The sequence below is a fragment of the Cupriavidus sp. HY129 genome, assembly GCF_059492215.1.
The window spans coordinates 1,157,526-1,180,204 of sequence record NZ_CP083254.1 but is presented as its reverse complement, the minus strand read 5'-3'; the positions used below and the strand labels follow the sequence as shown (position 1 = coordinate 1,180,204).

24 protein-coding genes are annotated in these 22,679 nt (G+C 64.0%); 7 read left to right on the top strand and 17 right to left on the bottom strand.

Annotated elements, in window-relative coordinates; all coding sequences use genetic code 11:
* Positions 1–10 precede the first annotated feature (10 nt).
* Positions 11–1,219: a cupin domain-containing protein gene (locus K6G35_RS05485; RefSeq protein WP_008650066.1), complete on the top strand. Its 1,209-nt coding sequence runs from the start codon at positions 11–13 to the stop codon at positions 1,217–1,219.
* Between the two features lie 197 nt (positions 1,220–1,416).
* Positions 1,417–1,656: a hypothetical protein gene (locus K6G35_RS05480; protein WP_080672714.1), complete on the top strand. Its 240-nt coding sequence runs from the start codon at positions 1,417–1,419 to the stop codon at positions 1,654–1,656.
* A gap of 97 nt (positions 1,657–1,753) precedes the next feature.
* On the opposite strand, the gene K6G35_RS05475 is transcribed toward K6G35_RS05480, so the two are convergent.
* From K6G35_RS05475 to K6G35_RS05445, 7 genes are all read right to left on the bottom strand, one after another.
* Positions 1,754–2,542 (bottom strand): MBL fold metallo-hydrolase, encoded by a 789-nt coding sequence (locus K6G35_RS05475; protein ID WP_008650068.1) that lies wholly within the window; start codon positions 2,540–2,542, stop codon positions 1,754–1,756.
* A 70-nt stretch (positions 2,543–2,612) separates the two neighbouring features.
* Positions 2,613–3,854 (bottom strand): NlpB/DapX family lipoprotein, encoded by a 1,242-nt coding sequence (gene bamC / locus K6G35_RS05470; protein WP_008650072.1) that lies wholly within the window; start codon positions 3,852–3,854, stop codon positions 2,613–2,615.
* 57 nt (positions 3,855–3,911) lie between these two features.
* Positions 3,912–4,796 (bottom strand): 4-hydroxy-tetrahydrodipicolinate synthase, encoded by an 885-nt coding sequence (gene dapA / locus K6G35_RS05465; RefSeq protein ID WP_008650073.1) that lies wholly within the window; start codon positions 4,794–4,796, stop codon positions 3,912–3,914.
* 137 nt (positions 4,797–4,933) lie between these two features.
* Positions 4,934–5,509, bottom strand: a complete 576-nt coding sequence (locus K6G35_RS05460) for a class I SAM-dependent methyltransferase (protein WP_186425252.1) — start codon at positions 5,507–5,509, stop codon at positions 4,934–4,936.
* Positions 5,510–5,549: 40 nt separating this feature from the next.
* The gene (locus K6G35_RS05455) at positions 5,550–6,215 is read right to left on the bottom strand and encodes a site-2 protease family protein (RefSeq protein ID WP_008650076.1); all 666 of its coding nucleotides are present in this window, start codon (positions 6,213–6,215) and stop codon (positions 5,550–5,552) included.
* Positions 6,216–6,263: 48 nt separating this feature from the next.
* On the bottom strand, positions 6,264–6,911 hold the full coding sequence (locus tag K6G35_RS05450; protein WP_011515853.1) for an L-threonylcarbamoyladenylate synthase: 648 nt from the start codon (positions 6,909–6,911) through the stop codon (positions 6,264–6,266).
* Positions 6,912–6,932: 21 nt separating this feature from the next.
* Positions 6,933–7,778: a 3',5'-nucleoside bisphosphate phosphatase gene (locus tag K6G35_RS05445; RefSeq protein ID WP_080709686.1), complete on the bottom strand. Its 846-nt coding sequence runs from the start codon at positions 7,776–7,778 to the stop codon at positions 6,933–6,935.
* Between the two features lie 121 nt (positions 7,779–7,899).
* Between K6G35_RS05445 and K6G35_RS05440 the strand changes: the two genes are divergently transcribed.
* Entirely contained in the window at positions 7,900–8,961 is a 1,062-nt protein-coding gene (locus K6G35_RS05440) for an NAD(P)/FAD-dependent oxidoreductase (RefSeq protein WP_035881804.1), read from the top strand.
* 44 nt (positions 8,962–9,005) lie between these two features.
* On the opposite strand, the gene K6G35_RS05435 is transcribed toward K6G35_RS05440, so the two are convergent.
* A complete protein-coding gene (locus tag K6G35_RS05435) occupies positions 9,006–9,899 on the bottom strand; it encodes an alpha/beta fold hydrolase (RefSeq protein ID WP_008650084.1) in 894 nt (297 codons plus the stop codon).
* Positions 9,900–10,044: 145 nt separating this feature from the next.
* On the opposite strand from K6G35_RS05435, the gene K6G35_RS05430 reads away from it, so the two are divergent.
* Entirely contained in the window at positions 10,045–11,772 is a 1,728-nt protein-coding gene (locus K6G35_RS05430; RefSeq protein WP_495676174.1) for an acetate--CoA ligase, read from the top strand.
* Here the strand turns inward: K6G35_RS05430 and K6G35_RS05425 are convergent.
* A complete protein-coding gene (locus K6G35_RS05425) occupies positions 11,769–12,620 on the bottom strand; it encodes a ferritin-like domain-containing protein (RefSeq protein ID WP_008650086.1) in 852 nt (283 codons plus the stop codon). The genes K6G35_RS05430 and K6G35_RS05425 overlap by 4 nt on opposite strands.
* 125 nt (positions 12,621–12,745) lie before the next feature.
* Here K6G35_RS05425 and K6G35_RS05420 point away from each other — a divergent pair, with 125 nt between their 5' ends.
* From K6G35_RS05420 to K6G35_RS05410, 3 genes are all read left to right on the top strand, one after another.
* Complete coding sequence (locus tag K6G35_RS05420; protein ID WP_008650087.1) at positions 12,746–13,270, top strand: gamma carbonic anhydrase family protein; 525 nt, start codon at positions 12,746–12,748, stop codon at positions 13,268–13,270.
* A 49-nt stretch (positions 13,271–13,319) separates the two neighbouring features.
* Complete coding sequence (gene hslO / locus K6G35_RS05415; RefSeq protein WP_008650088.1) at positions 13,320–14,324, top strand: Hsp33 family molecular chaperone HslO; 1,005 nt, start codon at positions 13,320–13,322, stop codon at positions 14,322–14,324.
* A gap of 144 nt (positions 14,325–14,468) precedes the next feature.
* Positions 14,469–14,864: a hypothetical protein gene (locus tag K6G35_RS05410; protein WP_008650089.1), complete on the top strand. Its 396-nt coding sequence runs from the start codon at positions 14,469–14,471 to the stop codon at positions 14,862–14,864.
* Positions 14,865–14,962: 98 nt separating this feature from the next.
* On the opposite strand, the gene ftsB is transcribed toward K6G35_RS05410, so the two are convergent.
* The 8 genes from ftsB to K6G35_RS05370 form a co-directional block, all read right to left on the bottom strand.
* Entirely contained in the window at positions 14,963–15,304 is a 342-nt protein-coding gene (ftsB, locus tag K6G35_RS05405; protein WP_008650101.1) for a cell division protein FtsB, read from the bottom strand.
* A gap of 201 nt (positions 15,305–15,505) precedes the next feature.
* Positions 15,506–16,795, bottom strand: a complete 1,290-nt coding sequence (eno, locus tag K6G35_RS05400) for a phosphopyruvate hydratase (protein WP_008650102.1) — start codon at positions 16,793–16,795, stop codon at positions 15,506–15,508.
* Between the two features lie 64 nt (positions 16,796–16,859).
* Positions 16,860–17,150 (bottom strand): DUF1330 domain-containing protein, encoded by a 291-nt coding sequence (locus K6G35_RS05395; protein ID WP_186425250.1) that lies wholly within the window; start codon positions 17,148–17,150, stop codon positions 16,860–16,862.
* Between the two features lie 128 nt (positions 17,151–17,278).
* The gene (gene kdsA, locus K6G35_RS05390; protein ID WP_008650105.1) at positions 17,279–18,148 is read right to left on the bottom strand and encodes a 3-deoxy-8-phosphooctulonate synthase; all 870 of its coding nucleotides are present in this window, start codon (positions 18,146–18,148) and stop codon (positions 17,279–17,281) included.
* A 25-nt stretch (positions 18,149–18,173) separates the two neighbouring features.
* Positions 18,174–19,823: a CTP synthase gene (pyrG, locus tag K6G35_RS05385; protein ID WP_035881799.1), complete on the bottom strand. Its 1,650-nt coding sequence runs from the start codon at positions 19,821–19,823 to the stop codon at positions 18,174–18,176.
* Between the two features lie 175 nt (positions 19,824–19,998).
* Positions 19,999–20,820: an alpha/beta hydrolase gene (locus K6G35_RS05380; RefSeq protein ID WP_008650108.1), complete on the bottom strand. Its 822-nt coding sequence runs from the start codon at positions 20,818–20,820 to the stop codon at positions 19,999–20,001.
* 47 nt (positions 20,821–20,867) lie between these two features.
* The gene (locus K6G35_RS05375; RefSeq protein WP_062794212.1) at positions 20,868–21,674 is read right to left on the bottom strand and encodes a proteasome-type protease; all 807 of its coding nucleotides are present in this window, start codon (positions 21,672–21,674) and stop codon (positions 20,868–20,870) included.
* A 126-nt stretch (positions 21,675–21,800) separates the two neighbouring features.
* Positions 21,801–22,658 carry a transglutaminase family protein gene (locus tag K6G35_RS05370; protein WP_187192280.1) on the bottom strand — a complete coding sequence of 286 codons (858 nt, stop codon included), beginning with the start codon at positions 22,656–22,658 and terminating at the stop codon, positions 21,801–21,803.
* Between the last annotated feature and the right edge of the window lie 21 nt (positions 22,659–22,679).

The following is a 22,679-nucleotide window of genomic DNA, read 5'->3' as shown; positions in this document are numbered from 1 at the left end:
TCTTGACTCCATGAGCGATTCCGCATTATACGCGCACGCCTTGCCTCCGGAACCTGTCGATCCCGACGCGCCGCTCACCCTGCTCGGCGGCATGACGCCCACAGCCTTCATGCGTGATATCTGGCACCGCAAGCCGCTGCTGATTCGACAGGCCGTGCCGGAAATCGTGCCCCCAGTGTCGCGCGAGGCGCTTTTCGAGCTTGCCGATCGCGACGACGTGGAATCACGTCTGGTGTCGTTCTTTCGCAACCGCTGGAAGCTCGAACACGGACCGTTCTCCGAGGACAACCTGCCCTCGCGCAAGACCGGCAAGTGGTCGTTGCTGGTCCAGGGCGTCAACCTGCACGATCGTGCGGCAGCCGAGCTCATGAGCCAGTTCCGCTTCGTTCCCGATGCCCGGCTCGACGACGTGATGATCAGCTATGCCACCGATGGCGGCGGCGTGGGACCTCACTTCGACTCCTACGATGTGTTCCTGCTGCAAGTATCGGGCCGGCGCCGCTGGCGCATTTCGTCACAGACGAAGCTCGACCTGATCCCCGACCTGCCCCTCAAGATCCTTTCGGATTTCAGCGCCGAGCAGGAATGGGTACTCGAGCCCGGCGACATGCTCTACCTGCCACCTCAGTACGCGCACGATGGCGTGGCCGAAGGCGAATGCATGACGGCCTCGATTGGTTTCCGCGCCCCCGCCTATCGTGAGCTCGCAGGTCATTTCCTGGCCTGGCTTTCGGAGACCGTTGCCGACAACGAAGGCCTCGACGGACGTTACGCCGATGCAGGCGAATCGGCGACCTCGACGCCCGCGCAACTGCCGGCAAACCTGGCACGGGCGGTGGCGGAACGCCTTCAGGCGCTCAAATGGAATGCGGGCATGGTGTCGGAATTCCTTGGTACGCATCTGTCCGAGCCGAAGCCGTCCGTGCAATTCGACGAAATCGAGGAAATTCCGCTGCGTCAGTTCACGAAGCTGGCGCGCGCGCATGGTGTTGTTTTGGCGCCCGCTTCCGTTGCGCTCTATGACCGCACGCACTTCTTCCTGAACGGCGAAGCCTACGAGCCGCCAGCATCGCTGACCAAGTGGCTGCGACGTCTGGCTGACCGTCGTCAGCTCACCGCGAGCGAGGTCGAGGCATGTGTTGCGCTGCCCGACTTGATGGATACCTTCCACGACTGGGCAATGGAAGGATGGCTCCAGATTGCACCGAAACGCGTGTAATAATGCGTAACAAATCAAACCTGCAAATCTTGACTGTACACAAGCAGGGGAAACGCGGATATAATCGCCCGCTGGCTAGTACTGTGGACCACTGCACTGTCGGCACCCGGGAGAGCCACAAATTCGCAGTTCAAGAGCGATAATTACCGGTAATTATTCATCGCCTGTTTTCGTTATTAAAAGTTAAAGGACGAACAATGAAGAAGTCTCTCCTGATCGCATCCCTGCTGGCTGCTGTTGCTCTGGCCGCTTGCGGTAAGAAAGAAGAAGCTGCTGCTCCCGCCGCTGACACGGCTGCTCCGGCTGCTGCTGCTCCGGCTGAAGCTTCGGCTCCGGCTGCTGCTCCGGCTGCTGACGCTTCGGCTCCGGCCGCTGCTCCGGCTGCTGACGCTTCGGCTCCGGCTGCTGACGCTTCGGCTCCGGCTGCCAAGCAATAATCGGATTCGTCCGATAAAAAAGCCGACCTTCGGGTCGGCTTTTTTTATTTCTCGGATTTTTCTCACCCCTCATTCGCGGGGAAGATGAATGCCGAGATTATGGGCGCACCGTCTGCCAGCCCAATCCCTCTTCCTGATCCGCGATCAGGATATCCCCCGGCGATGTGCCAAGCACCGAGGCCAGCGCACCTGCCGCCAGTTCGCACGTATTGTTCTGCTTGCTCAGATGCGCGGCAACCACGCGCGACATCTGCCCATGCATGACCTGAGACAGAATACTCGCGGCAATGTCATTCGCCAGATGCCCAAAATCGCCACCAATGCGCTGCTTGAGCGAATACGGATAGACCGACTTACGCAACATCTCCCGGTCGTGATTGCATTCGAGCACCAGTGAATGCACGCCCGCCAGCCGAGCGGTCACATACGGCGTCTCCATCCCTGCATCGGTCAGCACACCGAGCCGCGCATCGCCATCAGTCAGCACGAACTGCAATGGCTCACGTGCATCATGCGGCACCGTATAGGGATGGATCTGCAAGCCACCGACCGAGAATGAATGATCGGCACAGCACACGCGCACATCCGCCACATCCGCGCCTCGCATATGTGACGTCGCCAGCCACGTGCCGTGGCTCGTGTGGACCGGTAGCTTGTGGCGCGCCGCGAACGCATAGGCCGAGCCGACATGGTCGCCATGCTCGTGTGTGACCAGCACCGCGTCGAGCTGCTCCGGCACGACGCCGAGCCGCTCCAGCCGGCGAGCGGTCTCCTTGATGCCGAAACCGCAATCCAGCAGGACGCGCGTCACGCTCGCACCATCGCCCGCCTCGATCAGCAGCGAGTTGCCCTCGCTGCCGCTGCCCAAAAAAGCAAAGCGCATCATGGATGCGCTCGCTCGGGTTGGCACTCGACGGCTCGCGCCGTCGGTGCCACTTGACTGCCTGGGACGATCATCAGTGAAGCTGTTCGTCGAGCAGGGTCAGGATCTTCTTGCCGATCTCGGAGTTCTCGGGCTGGCCAGCATCGTTCAGGACGGTCACGGTGGTGCCGGTACCGTTGCCCTTCAGCGCCACGCGATACTTCTTCGCGGTCTTGCCATCATTGGGCTTGGTGAAGAGCTTGCCAAAGAATCCGCGATCATCAACGGTGGTCTTCGGATCGACGTAGCGCACGTAGTACAGGCCCTGAGCGCGATCACGATCTTCCACGGTGAAGTTCACACGATCCAGCGACAGACCAACCGAGCGCCAGGCGCGATCGAACGGCTCCGGCAACTGCAGCGCGGGCGAGCCATTCACCTGCGCCAGGAACGACTTGTTGCTAGATGCCGCGGCTGCCGTGGCCGCGCCAGTAGCGGCGGCGGCACCAACGCCTGCTGCAGCAGCCGACGGCTGGGCCGTACCGATACCGGCCGGCGTCGGGTTCTTGGCCATCTTGTCGGCCTGCTCCTTCTGCACGCCCAGGCGTTGCGCCAGACGCGAGAGGAATTCGGCCTCCAGCTCCGGATCAGCCGGACGCGGCGTCCAGACCGTCTGCGACTTGTCCACGCCGGTCAGTTGTTCCTGCGCACCACGGTGGCTGATGAACACCTCGAGCTGGCCGTTCTGCGAACGCTCGACGCGCGTGCGGAACTTGTCGCGCTCCGACGTCGAATACAGGCCATCGAACACCTTGCCGATCGTGTTGCGGATGATGTCCTGCGGAATCTTGGCGCGGTTCTCGGCCCAGTCCGTTTCCATGATGCCGGTCTCAGGAGAGTCCTGCGTCAGCAGGAAGCCGTTCTCCTGCCAGAAGCCACGCAGCGACTCCCAGAGCTTGTCAGGGGGCATGCCGTTGTTGATCACGAGCCAACGCTGGTTGCCGTCGCGCTCCATGCGGATGCCGTCCGTGCTCGGCAGCACGTTGTCGGTCGGCGAGGCTTCGCGGGTCTTGTTGGCCTGGCTGTAGTTCGACAGCGTCGACGTACCGGCGGCATCAGGCACCGTGTAGCGGCGATCGCCCTCGAGCTTGGTCAGGTCCGGCGGGATATCCAGCGATGCGGTCTTCTTGCCCTGGGACTTATAGTCGATCTTGTCGGGCTGCATGGCCTCGTTGATGCTGCTGCAGCCTGCAATCAGCGACAGCGCCAGCACCGGCGCAACCACAGCGACACGGCGGACTTGCGTCGCGCCGCGACGGTTAAGCTTCTGTTTCATTGACACGTAATCCTGGTTTCAAGAGTCGGCACATCGCCGCATGTGGGCCGGTAAGTCTTAGCCAAGCAGGCCGGCGGCGGCGAGCGCGCGGCGCACGGTTTCATGCTGACCTTCGGCCAGCGGGGTCAGCGGCAGGCGGATACCACCTTCCATCTTGCCCATTTGCTGGAGCGCCCATTTCACGGGGATCGGATTGGCCTCCACGAACATTGCGCGATTGAGGTCAATCAGCTCCATATGCAGACGACGTGCCGTCACCACATCGCCCTTGAGCGCGGCAACACACATCTCATGCATCTTGCGCGGCGCCACGTTCGCGGTCACCGAGATATTTCCATGGCCGCCCAGCAGGATCAGCGCCACGGCCGTGGGATCGTCGCCACTGTAGATGGCGAAGCCTTCCGGCGCGCCATTGATCAGTTGCGCGGCACGGTCGATATTACCAGTCGCTTCCTTTACGCCGACGATACCGGGTACCTGCGCCAGGCGCAGGATCGTATCGTTGTTCATGTCCGCCACGGTACGGCCGGGTACGTTGTAGAGCACCACCGGCAGATCCACCGCTTCCGCGATCGTGCGGAAATGGCGGTACATGCCTTCTTGCGTCGGCTTGTTGTAGTAGGGCACGACCTGCAGCGATGCGTTGGCACCCACCTTCTTGGCGAAGGCGGTCAGCTCGATCGCCTCGCTGGTGGAGTTGCCGCCCGTGCCCGCGATGATCGGTACACGGCCCGCGGATTGCTCGACGGCCACGCGAATCAGTTCGCAGTGCTCGTCGACGTTGACGGTCGGCGATTCGCCCGTGGTACCCACGATCACGATGCCATCGGTACCTTCTGCCGCGTGCCAGTCAATGAGGGCGCGCAGCGCGGGAAAGTCCAGGCTGCCATCCTCGTGCATCGGGGTGACGATGGCCACGATGCTGCCGGTAATCTGTGTCATAGCTCAGGAATTCGGAAATTCGAACATCCGCGATTGTACCGGAACCGTCAGGCCCTCCGGACACCTACGGAATGAGGGAAAACGTTAGCGGGCGTAACGTGTGAAGGCGCCGCCGCGCTGACACCTGCGCCCACGTTTCAGGTGGGCAATCGGTAACGCGGCGGCGCAGTGCCATCCACGCCACCCGGCGCTTCGCGCACCGCACATATGCGCTGCACGAACGCCGTACGGGGCACTTCAAGCGTGCCATCTTCGTAACCGACCACGCGCAGCGCGTCATGCGCCACTTCAAGCAATTCGCCCGGACGCAGCAAAAAATCTGGGCGGGAAGGCTTGCCCACGGTCTCGTTACCGGCCGCGAACGTCTCATAGATCAGCACGCCACGGGGCGCCAGCACTTCAATCAGGTGCGGCCACAGCGGGCGGTGCAGGTAGTTCGTGACCACCACGGCGTCGAACCGGCCGGCATCGGCCAGCGGCCAGGCGCCCTGCTCCAGGTCCACCGTGCGGCGCTCGATGCCCGACGGCAGCGCCGCGATGGCCTCGGCATCGCGATCCACCGCCAACACGGCAAATCCCTGCGCCGCCAGCCATGCCGAATGGCGTCCGCTGCCGCAGGCAAGGTCGAGCACGCGGCCGCCAGGTCGAATCAGATGCGCCCAACGGGTCAGCCAGGGCGATGGCGCCGCGAGCGGCGGGTGTGTCAGGGTCATGCGTGGGGCAGGCAAGGATTCAGGAATACGAAGACTGGCGTCACTGGAGCAGCCACATGACCGGGCGCAGCATCAACTCGACGATCGACAGCAGCCCGTTCATGACCGGACGCATCCAGATCTTGGTGATCACACCCGCCGCCACCAGCGCGAGAACGACAAAAATGCCATAGGGTTCGATGCGCGCCATGACGCCGGCAAGCCGCTGCGGCAGCAGCGCAGTCAGTACCCGCCCGCCATCGAGTGGTGGAATCGGAAACAGGTTGAACGCCGCCACCACCGTGTTGACCAGTACGCCAGCGCGGGCCATTTCGCTCCAGAACGGCTCCTGGATATGCGCCACCGCCAGACCAATGGCCACCAGCGCCCACGCGAACGCCTGGACGATATTGCTGGCCGGGCCGGCCAGCGCCACCCACATGCCATGCCAGCGCGGATTGCGCAGGCGATCGAACGCCACCGGCACAGGCTTGGCGAAGCCGAAGACGAACTGGCCGGCAGTCAGGAAGTACAGGAGCAGGGGTACCGCCACCGTGCCGATCGGATCAATGTGCCGTACCGGGTTCAGGCTTACCCGGCCAAGCAGGTAGGCGGTGTTATCGCCGAAATGCTTGGCCACATAGCCATGCGCGGCCTCGTGCAGCGTGATGGCGAACAGAACAGGCAGGGCGTAGACCGCGAAGGTCTGAATCAGGGAGGAATCCATGCGGACTATTCTATCGGGCAACCTGCCCACGGAGGCATCGAATGTGTGTCAGGTCGTGGCGAAGTCCGACGCATTCAGGCCGAAGCGCTCCACGTCGCCCCTGCCCGCCCGCACCAGTACCGGCTCGCCGCTGGTCAGATCAATGACCGTGGTCGGCTGAGCCGGCGCCGGACCACCGTCGATCACCAGGTCGAGGCGCTTTTCCAGGCGCGCGCGGATCTCTGCCGGGTCGTTCATCGGCGCATCGTCGCCCGGCAACTGCAGCGTGGCGGAAATCAGCGGCTGACCCAATTCGGCCACCAGCGCCAATGGAATCGGATGCTCGGGCACGCGCACGCCGATGGTCTTGCGCGCCGGGTGCGACAGCCTGCGCGGCACTTCCTTCGTCGCCTCCAGGATGAACACATACGGTCCGGGCGTCGCGCCCTTGATCCAGCGGTACTGGCGGTTGTCCACCCGGGCGAAATTGCCAAGTTCGGACAAATCGCTGCACATCAGCGTCAGGTGATGCTTCTCGTCGATCTCGCGCAGACGGCGCAACTGCTCCACGGCGGCCTTATCGTCGATCTGGCAAGCCAGCGCGTAACTCGAGTCAGTCGGGAGCGCGATCAGGCCGCCCTGGCGCACGATCTGCGCGGCCTGCTTGACCAGTCGCGCCTGCGGATTGTCGGGATGAATCTCGAAGTATTGGGACATGTAGGCTGGCTATGAGGGCGCTTACCAGTCGTACCAGACCGGCGTGACATCGGCCGGCAGCGGGGGCAACGCGCCGAGTTCCACACGGCCCTCGCCGGGCCCGTGGAAATCCGAACCGCGCGACGCCAGCAAGCCATAGTGGCGTGCCACGTTGGCATAGCGGCGGAACTGATCGGGCGTGTGGCTGCCAGTCACCACCTCGACGGCTCGGCCGCCAAGCTGCGTGAACTCGTCGAACAGCGCATCGTGCTGCATATCGGTGTAGTTGTAGCGACCCGGATGCGCCATCACTGGAATACCACCAGCGGTCCGAATCCAGCCTACAGCCTCGGCCAGCGTGGCCCAGCGATGCGGCACGAAACCGGGACGCCCTTCGGAGAGATACTCGGCGAAGACATCGCCAATCGTCGCGCAACGTCCTTCGTCGACCAGCCAGCGCGCGAAGTGCGTACGAGAAATCAGGTCGGGATTGCCGACGTAGCGCAGCGCGCCATCGTAGGCGCCGGAAATGCCGACTTTCGCCAGCGCTTCACCAATATCCTGCGCCCGGCGCGCGCGGCCATCGCGCGTTTTCGCCAGACCATCGATCAGTTCGGGATGAAAGGGGTCGATCTGCAGGCCGACGATGTGGACGGTCTGCCCGGCCCACGTCACCGATATCTCCACACCCGGCACATATTGCATGCCAAGCGCTTCGGCGGCGCGGCGCGCCTCGATCTGTCCGCCTACCTCGTCATGATCCGTCAGCGACCAGAACGCGACGCCACCGGCGTGCGCCCGGGCCGCCACGTCGGACGGCGACAACAGCCCGTCGGACACGGTGGAATGACAATGCAGATCGGCGTTGATGGCGTGAGCATTTTGCATGGCAACCATTCTACTCCCGGCAGGGTTTTTTAGCCCTGCCGGCAAAGGTGGCGTGCCCGGATTGCCGACGACCGCAAGGTATGATGGAACCGTTACGAAACCGATACCTTCCTCGTCCGCCATGTCCACGACACCCACCTCCGCGCCAGAAACCACCCAGACCGATGTGCTGATCGTCGGCGCAGGCCCGGTGGGGCTGTTCGCGGCGTTTCAGGCCGGCGTGCTAGGGCTGAAATGCGAGATCGTGGATGTGCTCGACCGCGCCGGCGGCCAGTGCACGGAGCTGTACCCCGAAAAGCCAATCTACGACATTCCGGCCGTCCCGGGCTGCCTTGCCCAGGACTTGGTCGACCGCCTGCTGGAGCAATGCGCGCCTTTTGCGTTTCCGATGCACTTCAGCCAGCGCGCCGAATCGGTCAGCGACACCACTTGCACAAACGGCCATCCGCGCCTGCTGGTGACCACCGACGCAGGCAAGCGCTTCGACGTGGCTGCGGTGCTGATCTGCGCCGGTGCCGGCGCCTTCGCGCCGCAACGTGTGTCGCTGCCAGAGGCGGCAGCGCTGGAAGACCGTCACGTCCACTACGCCGTGCGCGATCTATCGCGCTTCGCCGGCAAGCGTGTGATCGTGGCCGGCGGCGGCGATTCGGCTCTGGATTGGGCGATGGCGTTGCGCAAGACCGCGGCGCGCGTGACGCTACTGCATCGGCGCGAAGGATTCCGCGCGGCCGACCACACGGTCAATGCGATGCGTGACGCGGTAGCCGCTGGCGAGATGGATTTCGTGGTCGGCATGCTTGGCGGGCTCCAGACCAATGCGGATGGCGCGCTGACCGGCGCGGTGGTCAAGTCGCGCGACGGCGAGCAGACGATCCCCGCCGACGACCTTGTCGCGTTGTATGGTCTGGTGTCCGAGCCGGGCCCGATCGCACAGTGGGACATGGATATGCGCGCGGGCCGTATCGCGGTTGATACCACGACGTATGAAAGCTCCCGCCGGGGCATCTTTGCGGCCGGCGACATCGCGTTCTATCCGAACAAACAGAAACTGATCCTGTCGGGCTTCCACGAGGCCGCGCTGGCGCTGCGCAAGGCCTATCACTACGCATTCCCCGAGAAGTCGCTGGTGCACGTGCATACGAGCAACAACGCGGCGCTCAAGGAGAGGCTCACGCACGGGTGATGTCGCTGCCCCCTTCCACTCGTGGAAGAGGGAGACAGCCGGCCTCAGCTCAGAAAATCCTCGATCAGTTTGGCCACCACCGCCGGCTGGTCGTGATGCAGCATGTGCCCCGCATCGTCGACGGTGGCTTCGCGGAAGTCGGAGAACGCCCGGAAGCGTTCCCTGAACTCCTCGATGGTCTGCTTGTGCGCGATGTGCTTGAGCGTGGCGGAATCGCGTGCCTCCACGTGCAGCACCGGCGCCGTGACCTTGGCCCAGATCGCCATGATTTCGTCGATGCGATACAGCATCGGGTTGGTCATCTTGTGGGCGGCATCGCCAAGAATTTCCCACCTGCCATCGGCATTGCGACGCGACCAGTGCGCGGCGAGGAAGGCGGCCCGGTCATCGGGCAAGCGCGGATTGGTCTTCTGCAGACGCGCCGCGACCGCTGCCTCGCTCTCGTAGGTCTTCAACTCGGGCGGGTCGCGTAGCTCGTCGAGCCAACGCGCCATGCGGCCCGGTGCCTGCTCGGGGCGCGTGCGCGTCATCCCGAACCCCTCCAGGTCCACGACGCGCCGCACACGTTCCGGACGCACGCCGGCGTAGATGCACACCACATTGGCACCCATGCTGTGCCCCACCAGATCCACCTGCCCGTCGGGCTGGTAGTGGTCGATCAGTCCCTCGAGATCGGCAACATAATCAGGAAACCAGTACGACGCGGTACCCGGATAGCGCGTCGGATGATCGGTCTCGCCGAAGCCGCGCCAGTCCATGGCGATCACGTGCCAGTCGCGCTGGAACGCATCGACCAGGAACTGGAAGGAAGCGGCCACGTCCATCCAGCCATGCAGCATGAACAGCTTGGGCGCGCCAGGATCTCCCCATTGGCGCACGTGCGTGCGGAGCCCCCGCAGCGTGATAAATTCGGAACGCGAGGTTTCCGTGATGGTCATTGTTTCTGTCTCCGTGTCCGGGTCTTCTGGCACGCGCGGCTCAAACCCACGCGGCAGCCCGAATAAAAATAGAACGATCGTTCGCTTGCCGGATTATAGCCATTTCGCGAGATCCGGGCGCGGCCGACAACCTGGAGACAACCGGATGACCGCCTTGCCGGCCACGCGGCGCGACGACTATCGCGCACTGCACGATTCCTTTCACTGGGACGTGCCCGAGATATTCAACCTGGCCGAAGTCTGCTGCGGCCGCTGGGCACGCGACCCGGCCACGATGCACCGCATCGCGGTCTACACGGAGCACGAGGACGGCCGACGCGCGTCGCACACCTACGCGCATATCCAGGCCGAGGCAAACCGTCTTTCGCGCGCGCTGCGCGAACTCGGCGTGCAGCGTGGCGACCGCGTGGCCATCGTCATGCCCCAGCGCATCGAGACCGTGATCGCCGGCATGGCTGTCTACCAGCTCGGCGCGGTAGCCATGCCACTGTCGATGCTGTTCGGCCCCGAGGCCCTGTCCTACCGTATCGACCACAGCGAGACCTGCGTGGCCATCGCCGACGAGACCTCGATCGACAACATGCTCGCCGCCCGCCCCGACTGCCCGACGCTGCGGACAGTCATTGGCGTGGGCGACGCCACCGGCCGCGGCGATCTGGACTGGGACACGCTGCTGGCCGCGCAGATCCCCGAGTTCACCGCCGAGCAGACCAAGGCCGAGGAAGCCGCGGTGCTGATCTACACCAGCGGCACCACTGGCCCTCCGAAGGGCGCGGTCATCCCGCATCGCGCGCTGATCGGCAATCTGACCGGCTTCGTGTGTTCGCAGAACTGGTATCCACAGGACGACGACGTGTTCTGGAGCCCGGCGGACTGGGCCTGGACAGGTGGCTTGTGGGATGCACTGATGCCGGCGCTCTACTTCGGCCGTCCGATCGTCGGATATCAGGGGCGATTTTCGGCGGAGCGCGCGTTCGAACTGCTCGAACGCTACGGTGTCACCAACACGTTCCTGTTCCCGACCGCGCTCAAGCAGATGATGAAGGCCTGTCCGACCCCATCGGATCACTACCAGCTCAAGCTGCGGGCGATCATGAGCGCCGGCGAGGCCGTCGGCGAAACGGTCTTCACCTGGTGCCGCGACGCGCTTGGCGTGATCATCAACGAGATGTTCGGCCAGACCGAAATCAACTACATCGTCGGCAACTGCACCGCGCAGTACGACGAAAGCCGCCTTGGCTGGCCCGCGCGACCTGGGTCGATGGGACGCCCCTACCCCGGCCATCGCGTGGCCGTGATCGACGAGGACGGCCGCCCCTGCCCGCCGGGCGAGGATGGCGAAGTCGCAGTCTGCGCGACCGATATCCACGGCCATCCCGATCCGGTGTTCTTCCTGGGCTACTGGAAGAACGAAGCGGCCACCGCGGCCAAGTATTCGGAATATGACGGCCTGCGCTGGTGTCGCACCGGTGACCTCGCGCGAATCGACGCGGATGGCTACCTCTGGTACCAGGGCCGCGCGGACGACGTGTTCAAGTCATCGGGCTACCGCATCGGGCCGAGCGAGATCGAAAACTGCCTGCTCAAGCATCCGGCGGTGTCGAACTGCGCCGTGGTGCCGTCGCCGGACCCCGAGCGTGGGGCGATCGTCAAGGCGTTCATCGTGCTGACGCCGTCGGTGACGCGTTCGTTCGATAACGACGCGGCACTGATCGCCGAGCTTCAGCAGCATGTGCGAGGCCAGCTTGCGCCGTACGAGTACCCGAAAGCGATCGAATTCATCGACCAGTTGCCGATGACCACCACCGGCAAGATCCAGCGCCGCGTGTTGCGGCTGCAGGAACAGGAGCGCGCCGAAAAGCCAGCCGGCTAGCCGGCCGAGGCCTCGAGCCAGGCCAGTTCGTCCTCGTCGAAACCGGCCGCGCGGCGAGCGTCGAGATTGAACGGGCCGCGCAGCTTCGGCGCGCGGTACTGTTCGGCAAGCCGCGCGTAGGTGGAGATCGGGTCCAGCCCTCGCTGGGCGCAGAGCCAGCGGTACCAGTGATTGCCAATGGCCACGTGCCCGACTTCGTCGCGCAGGATGATGTCGATGATCTCCGCGGCCGCGGTATCGCCCACCTCGGCCAGCTTGGCACGCACTGGCGGCGAGGCGTCGAGCCCACGCGCCTCCAACGTGCGTGGCACCAGCGCCATGCGCGCCAGCACATCGCCCGAGGTGCGATCGGTCATCTCCCAGAGCGAGTTATGTGCCGGATAGTCACCATAGGTCGCCCCAAGCGTGGCCAGATGGTCGGCCAGCAGCGTGAAATGGAGTGCCTCCTCGTCAGCCACGCGAAGCCAGTCGCGGTAGTACGCCTCCGGCATCCCGGCAAAACGCCAGACCGCATCGAGCGCCAGATTGATCGCATTGAATTCGATATGGCACAGCGCATGGATCATCACCGCGCGGCCGGCCAGGGTGTGTAGCGAGCGCCTGCGGTCCACCTGCTGCGGGGGCACCAGCTCGGGACGCGCCGGGCGCCCCGGGATCGCCGCCGAGGCATCGGCCACCAAAACTTCATCCACATCCGTTACCGTGCCCCCGTGCGCCAGCAGATCGGCATGGAGCGCACGCGCAGCGGCCGCCTTGGCCCTGGCGTCGGTGATACACAGCACCGCCAGCGCCCGGCGGCGCGTGGCAAGTGGCGAATCGGCGATTTCGGCGGGTGCGATGTCTGGCATAGGCGTAAAATCCGGGAAGCCGTCATTGTAGAGCCTCGCCGGTGCCACGCCGGCCCGCGGGAACCGGCTCTTTTAATCGCGACGGCCACCCCCAATTACTTACATTGCTTCAGGCAGGAGACCCCATGGCGCTTTACCAGCTCGGCGAGATCGCCCCGACCATTCACGACGATGCCTACGTGGCCGCGGAAGCCACCATTATCGGCAATGTGACGCTAAAGGCGCGTGCGAGCGCCTGGCCCGGCGTCGTGATCCGTGGCGACAACGAACCGATCGTGGTGGGCGAGGATACGAACATCCAGGAAGGCTCGGTGCTGCACACCGACCCGGGCCGCCCCCTGACGCTGGGCGACAAGGTCTCGATCGGCCACCAGGCCATGCTGCATGGCTGCACGGTCGGCGAAGGCTCGCTGATCGGTATCCAGGCCGTGGTGCTGAATGGCGCAGTAATCGGCAAGGAATGCCTGGTCGGCGCCGGCGCCGTCGTGACCGAGAACAAGGTGTTTCCTGACCGCTCGCTGATCCTGGGCGCGCCCGCCAAGGTGGTGCGCGAACTGACCGATGCTGACGTGGCCAACCTCTATCGCAATGCGGAGACGTATGCGAAGCGGCAAGCCACTTACAAGACCGATTTGAAGCGTATCGGTTGATACCGATACGCCGGATTGACATTGCTTTACGTGAAAGACTGATAGAACCGTGACCGCTACATCGAATCCCGACACACTCCAGAAATTCCTGTTCGACGCTGCCCCCGTGCGCGGCGAGCTGGTCCGCATGGAGGCCACCTGGCAAGAAGTGCTGAACCGCCATGCCTACCCGGCACCGGTGCGGCGCCTGCTGGGCGAGATGATGGCGGCCGCGGCGCTGCTATCGGCCAACCTCAAGTTCAACGGCGCGCTGGTGATGCAACTGCACGGCGACGGCCCGGTGCGGATGCTCGTGGTGGAGTGCCTGTCCGACCTGTCGATGCGCGCCACGGCCAAGATTGCCGAGGACGCCACGATTACCGACGATGCCACGCTGACGACGCTCGTCAACGCGCATGGTCATGGCCGCTTCGCCATCACGCTCGACCCGCAAGACAAGCTGCCGGGCCAGCAACCGTACCAGGGTATCGTGCCGCTTTCCGACGAGAACGGCCCGCTCGAATCGATGGCCTCAGTGCTCGAACACTACATGCAGGCGTCCGAGCAGCTCGACACCCGCCTGTGGCTTGCCTCGAATGAGCAGGTCGCCGCGGGCATGTTGCTGCAGAAGCTGCCGTCTTATGGCGGCACCATGGAAGCACAGGTTGGCGAAACCGGTTCGCCGCTCTCCGGTGATGTGCAGGCGCAGGACCTGGATACCTGGGATCGCGCGTGCCAGTTGGGCGCCACGCTCAAGCAGGACGAACTGCTGGCCGAGTCGCCTGAGACCCTGCTTCGCCGCCTGTTCTGGGAAGAACTGCAGAATGCCGGCCTGCGCGTCTTCGAGCCAATGACGCCGCATTTCCAGTGCTCGTGCTCGCGCGCCAAGGTCGCCGGCATGTTGCAGTCGCTGGGCCAGGCCGAAATCGAAAGCATCATTGCCGAACGCGGCGACGTTGAAATCCATTGCGACTTCTGCGGCCAGCGCTACGTGTTCGACCCGGTGGATGCCGCGCAGCTCTTCACGGTACCCGTGGCAACGGGCGCAGGCGAAGGCGCGCAGCAGCAGCACTGAGCATCCGTCCGCTCCCCTGCCTCATCAGGGAGAAGGGGAAAAGACCACGGGTATGTCAAAGGTTCCGGATCTGCGCGGAACCACATACCCGCGCTCGCGGGTCCAATGACATTCCCGAACCCCAGTTGCCGGACGGAGGCCGACATGATCAAGACGTATCGTTCCCGCGCACTGTCCGGGCTGGTCATTGCCATGGCTGTGATGATCGCCGGCTGCGCAGCGCCCGTTCCACGCGATATGTACGGCAGCCCTGCCACCGCGCGCCTGGAGCCCGGTTCGACTCCCCCCGCCCCCCTTACTGACGAAGAAAGGCAGCACCTCACGGCGCTGAACCAGCAAGTGCTGCGCGAGCAGGAGCAGGCGATCGCCAGCCAGCAACAGGCCGAAGCCTGGGCGCGGGCGGCTTACGCCTACCCGACTACAAACTGGAATCTGTACTACGGCGGATGGGGCGGCGGCCACTGGGGTGGCGGCGTAGGAATCAGCTCGCCTGGCTGGGGCTGGGGTGGTTACCCGTACGGCTCCCCGTACTGGTGGTAATTCAGAAGAAATCGAAACCGGGCCGCAGGGATACGCAAACGCGACAGACCGAACGGTCAAGGTCGCACCTCGGCATCGGAATAGTCCTAGTAAGCCGGTTAATGTCCGCCGCGTCCCGCGACGGAATTGGGTGGCGGCGGCAGCGGAGGCGTGGCGCTGACCTTCGGAGCCGGCGCCACGAACTGGACGAAGACTTCCCCGTCCTTGACCATGCCCAGCTCATAGCGGGCACGCTCCTCGATGGCACCCGTGCCATCCTGCAAATCCTTCACTTCCCCTTCCAGCTTGGCATTGCGCAGCTTGAGCGCCTGGTTGTGCACGGTCTGCTCATTGACCTGGCGATTCAGATCCCATACGCGTAGCCAGCCGCCCTTGCCCAGCCATAGCGGGTACTGGATTGCGAGCAGCAGCACGAACAACAGCAGGGAAATCAGGCGCATCAGGGCGAAAAGGCGCTAGGAAAAGGATGATTTGGCTATTTCTGCGGGACCAATGATCCACCAAGCCGCCAAAGATTGCAAAACAAAAGACGATACAAAGCGAAACAACGGCGCAACAGGCATCCGGTTGACAAAAAAAAGCGCCGCCCCAGTGCTCTGGGGCGGCGCTTTTTCTGGGACTCAGAACACTAACCGGCGATATCAGCGCAGGTTGTAGAACGTGCTCTTGCCCGGGTACGTGGCGATGTCGCCCAGGTCTTCCTCGATACGCAGCAGCTGGTTGTACTTCGAAATGCGGTCCGAGCGCGACAGCGAACCGGTCTTGATCTGGCCGGCGTTCGTGCCGACGGCGATGTCGGCGATCGTGCTGTCTTCGGTCTCACCCGAACGGTGCGAGATCACGGCGGTGTAGCCGGCGCGCTTGGCCATCTCGATAGCGGCGAACGTCTCGGTCAGCGTGCCGATCTGGTTGATCTTGATGAGGATCGAGTTGCCGATGCCCTTCTCGATGCCTTCCTTCAGGATCTTCGTGTTGGTCACGAACAGGTCGTCACCCACCAGCTGGACGCGCTTGCCCAGCTTGTCGGTCAGCGTCTTCCAGCCTTCCCAGTCACCTTCGGCCATGCCGTCCTCGATCGACACGATCGGGAACTTGTCGCACAGGTTGGCCAGGTAGTCGGCGAACTGGGTCGACGTCAGCTTCAGGCCTTCGCCTTCCAGCGAGTACACGCCTTCGGCTTCGTGGTAGAACTCGCTGGCGGCGCAGTCCAGCGCCAGCAGCACGTCCTCGCCAGCCTTGTAGCCAGCCTTTTCGATGGCCTGCACGACCGTGTTCAGGCACTCCTCGTTCGACGAGAAGTTCGGGGCGAAGCCGCCCTCGTCGCCCACGGCGGTGGACATGCCCTTGTCGGACAGGATCTTCTTCAGCGCGTGGAACACTTCGGCGCCGCAACGCAGGGCTTCACGGAAGCTGGTCTGCGACACGGGCATGATCATGAATTCCTGGATGTCCAGGCTGTTGTTGGCGTGCGCGCCACCGTTGACGATGTTCATCATCGGTACCGGCATCTGCATCGCGCCCGAGCCGCCGAAGTAGCGGTACAGCGGCAGGCCGGCTTCCTCGGCAGCTGCCTTGGCCACGGCCATCGACACGGCCAGCATGGCGTTGGCGCCCAGGCGGCCCTTGTTCTCGGTGCCGTCCAGTTCGATCAGCGTGCGGTCCAGGAAAGCCTGCTCGGAGGCATCCAGGCCCATGATCGCTTCGGAGATCTCGGTGTTGATGTGCTCGACAGCCTTCAACACGCCCTTGCCCAGGTAGCGCGACTTGTCGCCATCACGCAGTTCGATGGCTTCGCGCGAACCGGTCGATGCACCCGACGGCACGGCAGCACGGCCCATCACGCCCGACTCCAGCAGCACGTCGCACTCGACGGTGGGATTGCCGCGCGAGTCGAGAACCTCACGACCGATGATATCTACGATTGCACTCATATTTCCTCTCTGGACTGTTGAATCTGGTGAATCTTATTACCGCGCAGGATGCCCGACGAATATGTCAGATGCCTTCCACGACGATCATGTTCATCTTCGCCGCATGCTCGCGGGACTTGCGCGCCGTCAGGTATTCCTCGCTGGCGTGGAACGCGCGGGCGGCTTCGTAGCTCTGGAACTTCAGGACCACGACGCGCGTGGGGCCCCAATCACCCTCGAGCCGTTCGGTCTGGCCGCCGCGCACCAGCACTTCCGCGCCGTGCGCCTGCATGGCTTTCGTGGAAAGCACCTTGTACTGCTCGTACTGCTGGGGATCTGTCACATCGACGTACGCGATGATATAACCGGCGGCCATGCGCTATCTCCGAATCTTTTGTATTGTCTTTCGATACCGTTTCGTCAGCATTGAAGCCGGAGGTCCGGCAGCGGCACCAGAAACAGCACCGCCCGCGTCAGGCGCGGGCGGCAGTTGCCAAGGCAGGCTCAGGCGCAGGCCGGCCAGCCGAAGTTGTCTTCCAGGAAGCCGGCACGCTTGACCATGCTGTCGAGATCGCGCAGCACAGTCAGCAGTTCCTTCATGCGCGACAGCGGCACGGCGTTGGGGCCGTCCGACATCGCCTTGCTCGGATCGGGGTGGGTCTCCATGAACAGACCCGCCACGCCCGTAGCCACCGCGGCGCGCGAGAGCACCGGCACGAATTCGCGCTGGCCGCCCGAGCTGGTGCCCTGGCCACCCGGCAACTGCACCGAGTGGGTGGCATCGAACACCACGGGGGCGCCCGTCTCGCGCATGATCGCCAGGGAGCGCATGTCGGAGACGAGATTGTTGTAGCCGAAGGAAACGCCACGCTCGCAGGCCATGAAGACGTCATCAGGCAGACCCGCCTCACGGGCAGCGTCACGTGCCTTGTCGATCACGTTCTTCATGTCGTGCGGCGCCAGGAACTGGCCCTTCTTGATGTTCACCGGCTTGCCACTCTGGGCGCAGGCACGGATGAAATCAGTCTGGCGGCACAGGAAGGCCGGTGTCTGCAGCACATCCACCACGGCCGCGACGGGCTTGATCTCGTCGATCTCGTGGATGTCGGTGAGCACCGGCACACCGATCTGACGCTTTACCGTGGCCAGGATCTCAAGACCCTTTTCCATACCGAGGCCGCGGAACGACTTGCCCGACGACCGGTTGGCCTTGTCGAACGACGACTTGTAGATAAACGGAATGCCCAGTTCACCCGTGATCGCCTTCAGCTCGCCGGCCGTATCGAGCGCCATCTGCTCGGACTCGATCACGCACGGGCCAGCGATCAGGAAAAACGGCTTGTCGAGGCCGACGTCGAATCCACACAGTTTCATGGCAGTTTCCTTCCCCACCAGCGCCTCAGGCGCCTTGGCGTTGCGCGGCGAGCGCGGCTTCCACGTAGGCCTTGAACAGCGGGTGGCCATCACGCGGCGTCGAGGTGAATTCCGGGTGGAACTGAACGCCGACGAACCACGGGTGCATCGATTCCGGCAGTTCCATCATCTCCGGCAGGTTCTCGGTCGGCGTGCGCGCCGAAATCACCATGCCAGCCTTTTCCAGCTCCGGCACGTAGTGGTTGTTGACTTCGTAGCGGTGACGATGACGCTCGTTGACTTCGGCGCCATAGATCTGCGAGGCCTTGGTGCCGGTCTTGATAGGTACGCGCTGGGCGCCCAGACGCATCGTGCCGCCGAGGTCGGAGTCCGCCGAACGCTGTTCCACCTTGCCGTCGCGATCGACCCACTCGGTGATCAGCGCGACCACCGGGTGTTCCGTGTCGAGGTTGAATTCGGTCGAATTGGCGTCGCCCATGCTGGCAACGTGACGCGCGAATTCGATCACGGCGAGCTGCATACCCAGGCAGATGCCCAGGTACGGCACCTTGTTCTCGCGGGCATACTGGATCGCGCGGATCTTGCCTTCGGTGCCGCGCTTGCCGAAACCGCCCGGCACCAGGATGGCATCCAACGGCTTCAGCACTTCGAGGTGACCCGACTCGAGCTCTTCCGAATCGATGTACTCGATGTTCACGCGCGTGGCGGTATGCATGCCGGCGTGGCGCAGCGCCTCGATCAGTGACTTGTACGACTCGGTCAGGTCGACGTACTTGCCAACCATGCCGATCGTGATTTCATGCTCGGGGTTTTCCTGCGCGTTGACCAGCTTCTGCCACATCGACAGGTCAGCCGGTTTCGGGTCCAGACGCAGTTCCTCGCAGATCAGGCGGTCGAGGCCCTGCTCGTTGAGCATCTGCGGAATCTTGTAGATGCTGTCGGCATCCCAGACCGAGATCACGGCTTCCTGCGGGATGTTGGCGAACAGCGAAATCTTGGCGCGCTCGTCGTCCGGAATCGGGCGGTCGGCGCGGCACAGCAGCGCGGTCGGCGAAATGCCGATTTCGCGGAGCTTCTGCACCGAGTGCTGGGTCGGCTTGGTCTTGAGCTCGCCGGCGCTGGCGATGAACGGCACCAGTGTCAGGTGCACGAACGCGCAGTGATTGCGGCCCAAGCGCAGGCTCATCTGGCGCGCGGCTTCCAGGAACGGCAGCGACTCGATGTCACCCACCGTGCCGCCGATCTCCACCAGTGCCACGTCGGCCTTGCCGTCGTGCGACGCGGCAGCGCCACGCTCGACGAAAGCCTGGATTTCGTTCGTGATATGGGGAATGACCTGAACGGTCTTGCCGAGGTACTCGCCGCGGCGTTCCTTGCGGATCACCGATTCGTAGATCTGGCCAGTCGTGAAGTTGTTCGACTTCCGCATCTTGGCCGACACGAAGCGCTCGTAGTGACCCAGATCGAGGTCGGTTTCCGCGCCATCTTCGGTCACGAACACCTCGCCATGCTGGAAGGGGCTCATCGTGCCGGGATCGACGTTGATGTAGGGATCGAGCTTGAGGAGGGTGACTTTGAGGCCGCGCGACTCGAGAATAGCCGCGAGCGAAGCAGCAGCGATGCCCTTGCCGAGAGAAGAGACGACGCCACCGGTGACGAAGACGAATTTGGTCATAAACCGAGCTTGCCGGGGAAATCGGGATTATACATGAGAGCCCGATCCCCGCCGACGCCGAATTTGTGAAATCGGGGTGTCGGCCCGGCACGCAAAGGCGGCCTGCGGCGCATACGCCGCACTGCAAGCCGTACCGCAAGCCGAGCCGGCGCCGCGCGCGCCGGCTTCCCGGACTTCAGCGCCCGGACTTGCGCATTTCCTCGATCAGGTCCCGCACCAGACCGGCGGTCTCGAGGGGCCGCTCCATTGGATACAGGTGGCCGCCTTCGATATAGCGCAGCCGGTCGCCCACGAGCTTGCGGGTTGCGCCGAGCCCCGCCTGCCTAACCTCGCGCGAGCGGGTGCCGGCAACGAAGCTGACCGGGATCGGCGCGCCACGCGCCACCTTGCGGCCCAGGCTGGTCGGCAGCGTCCGGTAGATCCAGTATTCGACCTCGCGATCGAAGCGCAGCTTGCGTTCGTTGGCCACACCAGTGGGCTCGGTGCCATGCTCGGCGTAGTCGCGCAGGACCTCGGGATCCCACACTTTGAAATTGCGCTTGGACTGAAAATGACTCCAGACCGCGTCGGTATCGGGCCAATGGGTGCGCCGGTTCTTGGTGACGGCTGCGGGGCCCGGTTTCTCGTCGAGCCCCAGCATCTGGGACGCGCGCACCAGTGACGCCTTCCAGCCGGCGATGATCGGTGAATCCAGCATCACCACGCCCCGCACCCGCTGCGGCCGACGCAGCGCGGCCATCAGCGACAGGAAACCGCCCAGCGAATGGCCAACCAGCCAGACCTTGGGCGCGTCGGCACCGCTCCGCCCCGGGCGATCCAGCTCGCCAAGCAGTTCGTCGACCAGATGCGGCCACTCGCGCGTGACCGGAAACTTGGGATTGTGGCCGTAACGTTCGACGGCGCGGATGTCGAAGGTGTCGTCTAGCGCGCCGAACAGCTTGCGATAGATCGGCACCGGAAAACCGTTGGCGTGGGAAAAGAGCAGGATGTCGCGCATGGCGGCAAGTCGATGGAATGAGTCGGAAAAACCTGGGATGAAAGGGATCAGCTTCGGTCGCGGCGGGCCCGTACCGGCTGGCCCCAGCGATCGGCTTCGTCGCGCGCGAGCGGGAATTCGGCCGGCTGGCTCGCATCCCATTCGGGATTGGCGATTTCGCCGAAAACCTGGCGCAGGCGCTGGCCCCAGGTGTCGCGGATCATGCGGAAGTATGCGTTCTTCTCGTCGATGCTGACGAAGCGCGTCACGCGGAGCGAATCGGCCTCGTAGACCAGCAGGTCGAGCGGCAAACCGACCGAGATATTCGACTTCAGCGTGGAATCCATCGAGACCAGCGCGCACTTGGCCGCCTCGCCCAGCGGCACCGACGGCGTGATGACACGGTCGACGATCGGCTTGCCATATTTGGCCTCGCCAATCTGGAAGTAGCAGTTCTCGGGCGTGGCCTCGATGAAGTTGCCCGCCGCGTAGACATGGAACAGGCGCGTGCGCTCGCCCCGGATCTGCCCGCCGAAAATCAGGTTGACGCTGAATTCGATGCCAGCCTCGCGCAACGCATGGGCATCGCGCTTGTGCACGGCGCGCACCGCCTCGCCGACGATGGTGACCGCCTCGAACATGTCGCGCGCGGTCCACAGCGAGCGCTTCTCGTCGCGCGCCTCGGCCAGGCATTGGCGCACAGACTGGCTGATCGCGAGATTGCCGGAGGTAAGCAGCACCATGACGCGGTCGCCCGGCTCCTCGAATACGGTCATCTTGCGCGCGGTGGAAATGGCATCCACACCGGCGTTGGTACGGGAATCAGACAGGAATACCAGACCGGCATCCAGCCGCATGGCTACACAGTACGTCATGGGTTCGGGTTGACAGAGGCGCGACGGCAACGCCTCATTCTAGCCGCACGGCAGGCGCAACGGCGGTGTATGAATACCGAAGGATTACTCTGCCGCCGCACTTCGAACCAACCTGGCTTCGCCATTTCAGGCCAGCGGCGTGATCTCGATGTCGACTTCCATTGTTTCCCCGGCCCCGCCTTCGAGGATGCCCCGGATTGGTGCGGCCGAGGCATAGTCACGCCCCACGGCAAGGCGGACGTGGCGCCCATTTGTGATGCAGCGATGCGTGACATCGATGCTGCACCAGAGCCCGCGGTCCGCATCCAGGCAGATGTCGGCCCAGGCATGACTGGCTAGCGAGGCTGCGGCCGCATCGTAGAAGTAGCCACTGACATAGCGGGCCGGAATGCCGAACGCGCGACATGCCGCCACCATAACCTGCGCCTGATCCTGGCAGACCCCGCTGCCCAGCCGGAAAGCCTCGACGGCGGACGTGCCGACATCGGTCGTATTGGCCCGATACTGGACCCGGTCGGCGATGCCATCGGCCAATGCCAGCAGGGCCGGCACCTCGTGGCCAGCGGCCAGGTATGGGGCTGCGAACGCCCGCATGTCCGTCGGCGCCTGGGTCAGCGGCGTGCCCGATAGAAAATAGAGCGGCGACACGCGCGACTCACCAGCTTCGGGCAGGTCCTGGAAAGCGCCATGGCCACCCTCCCCGGCCTCGGCGCCCGCCTGGCCCGTTGGGGCTGGATCGATCCTGACCTCGACCTCGCCGGTAGCGACGATCGCAATCGTACGAGCGGGGCCGGCCATGGTGAAGTTGTGGACGATATTACCGAAACCGTCACGCGCTTCGGACAAGTTGCCCGGCGCGGAAAGCGTCCAGTACTGCACGGACTGCAGTGGGCCACTGCGGGGCGCCAGACGCAGCTCATGCACGCTGCGACGCACCGGCTCGGTGTAGCGGTAGATGGTCTTATGATGGATCTTGTATTTCACGGGTATATCTCGCGCCACATG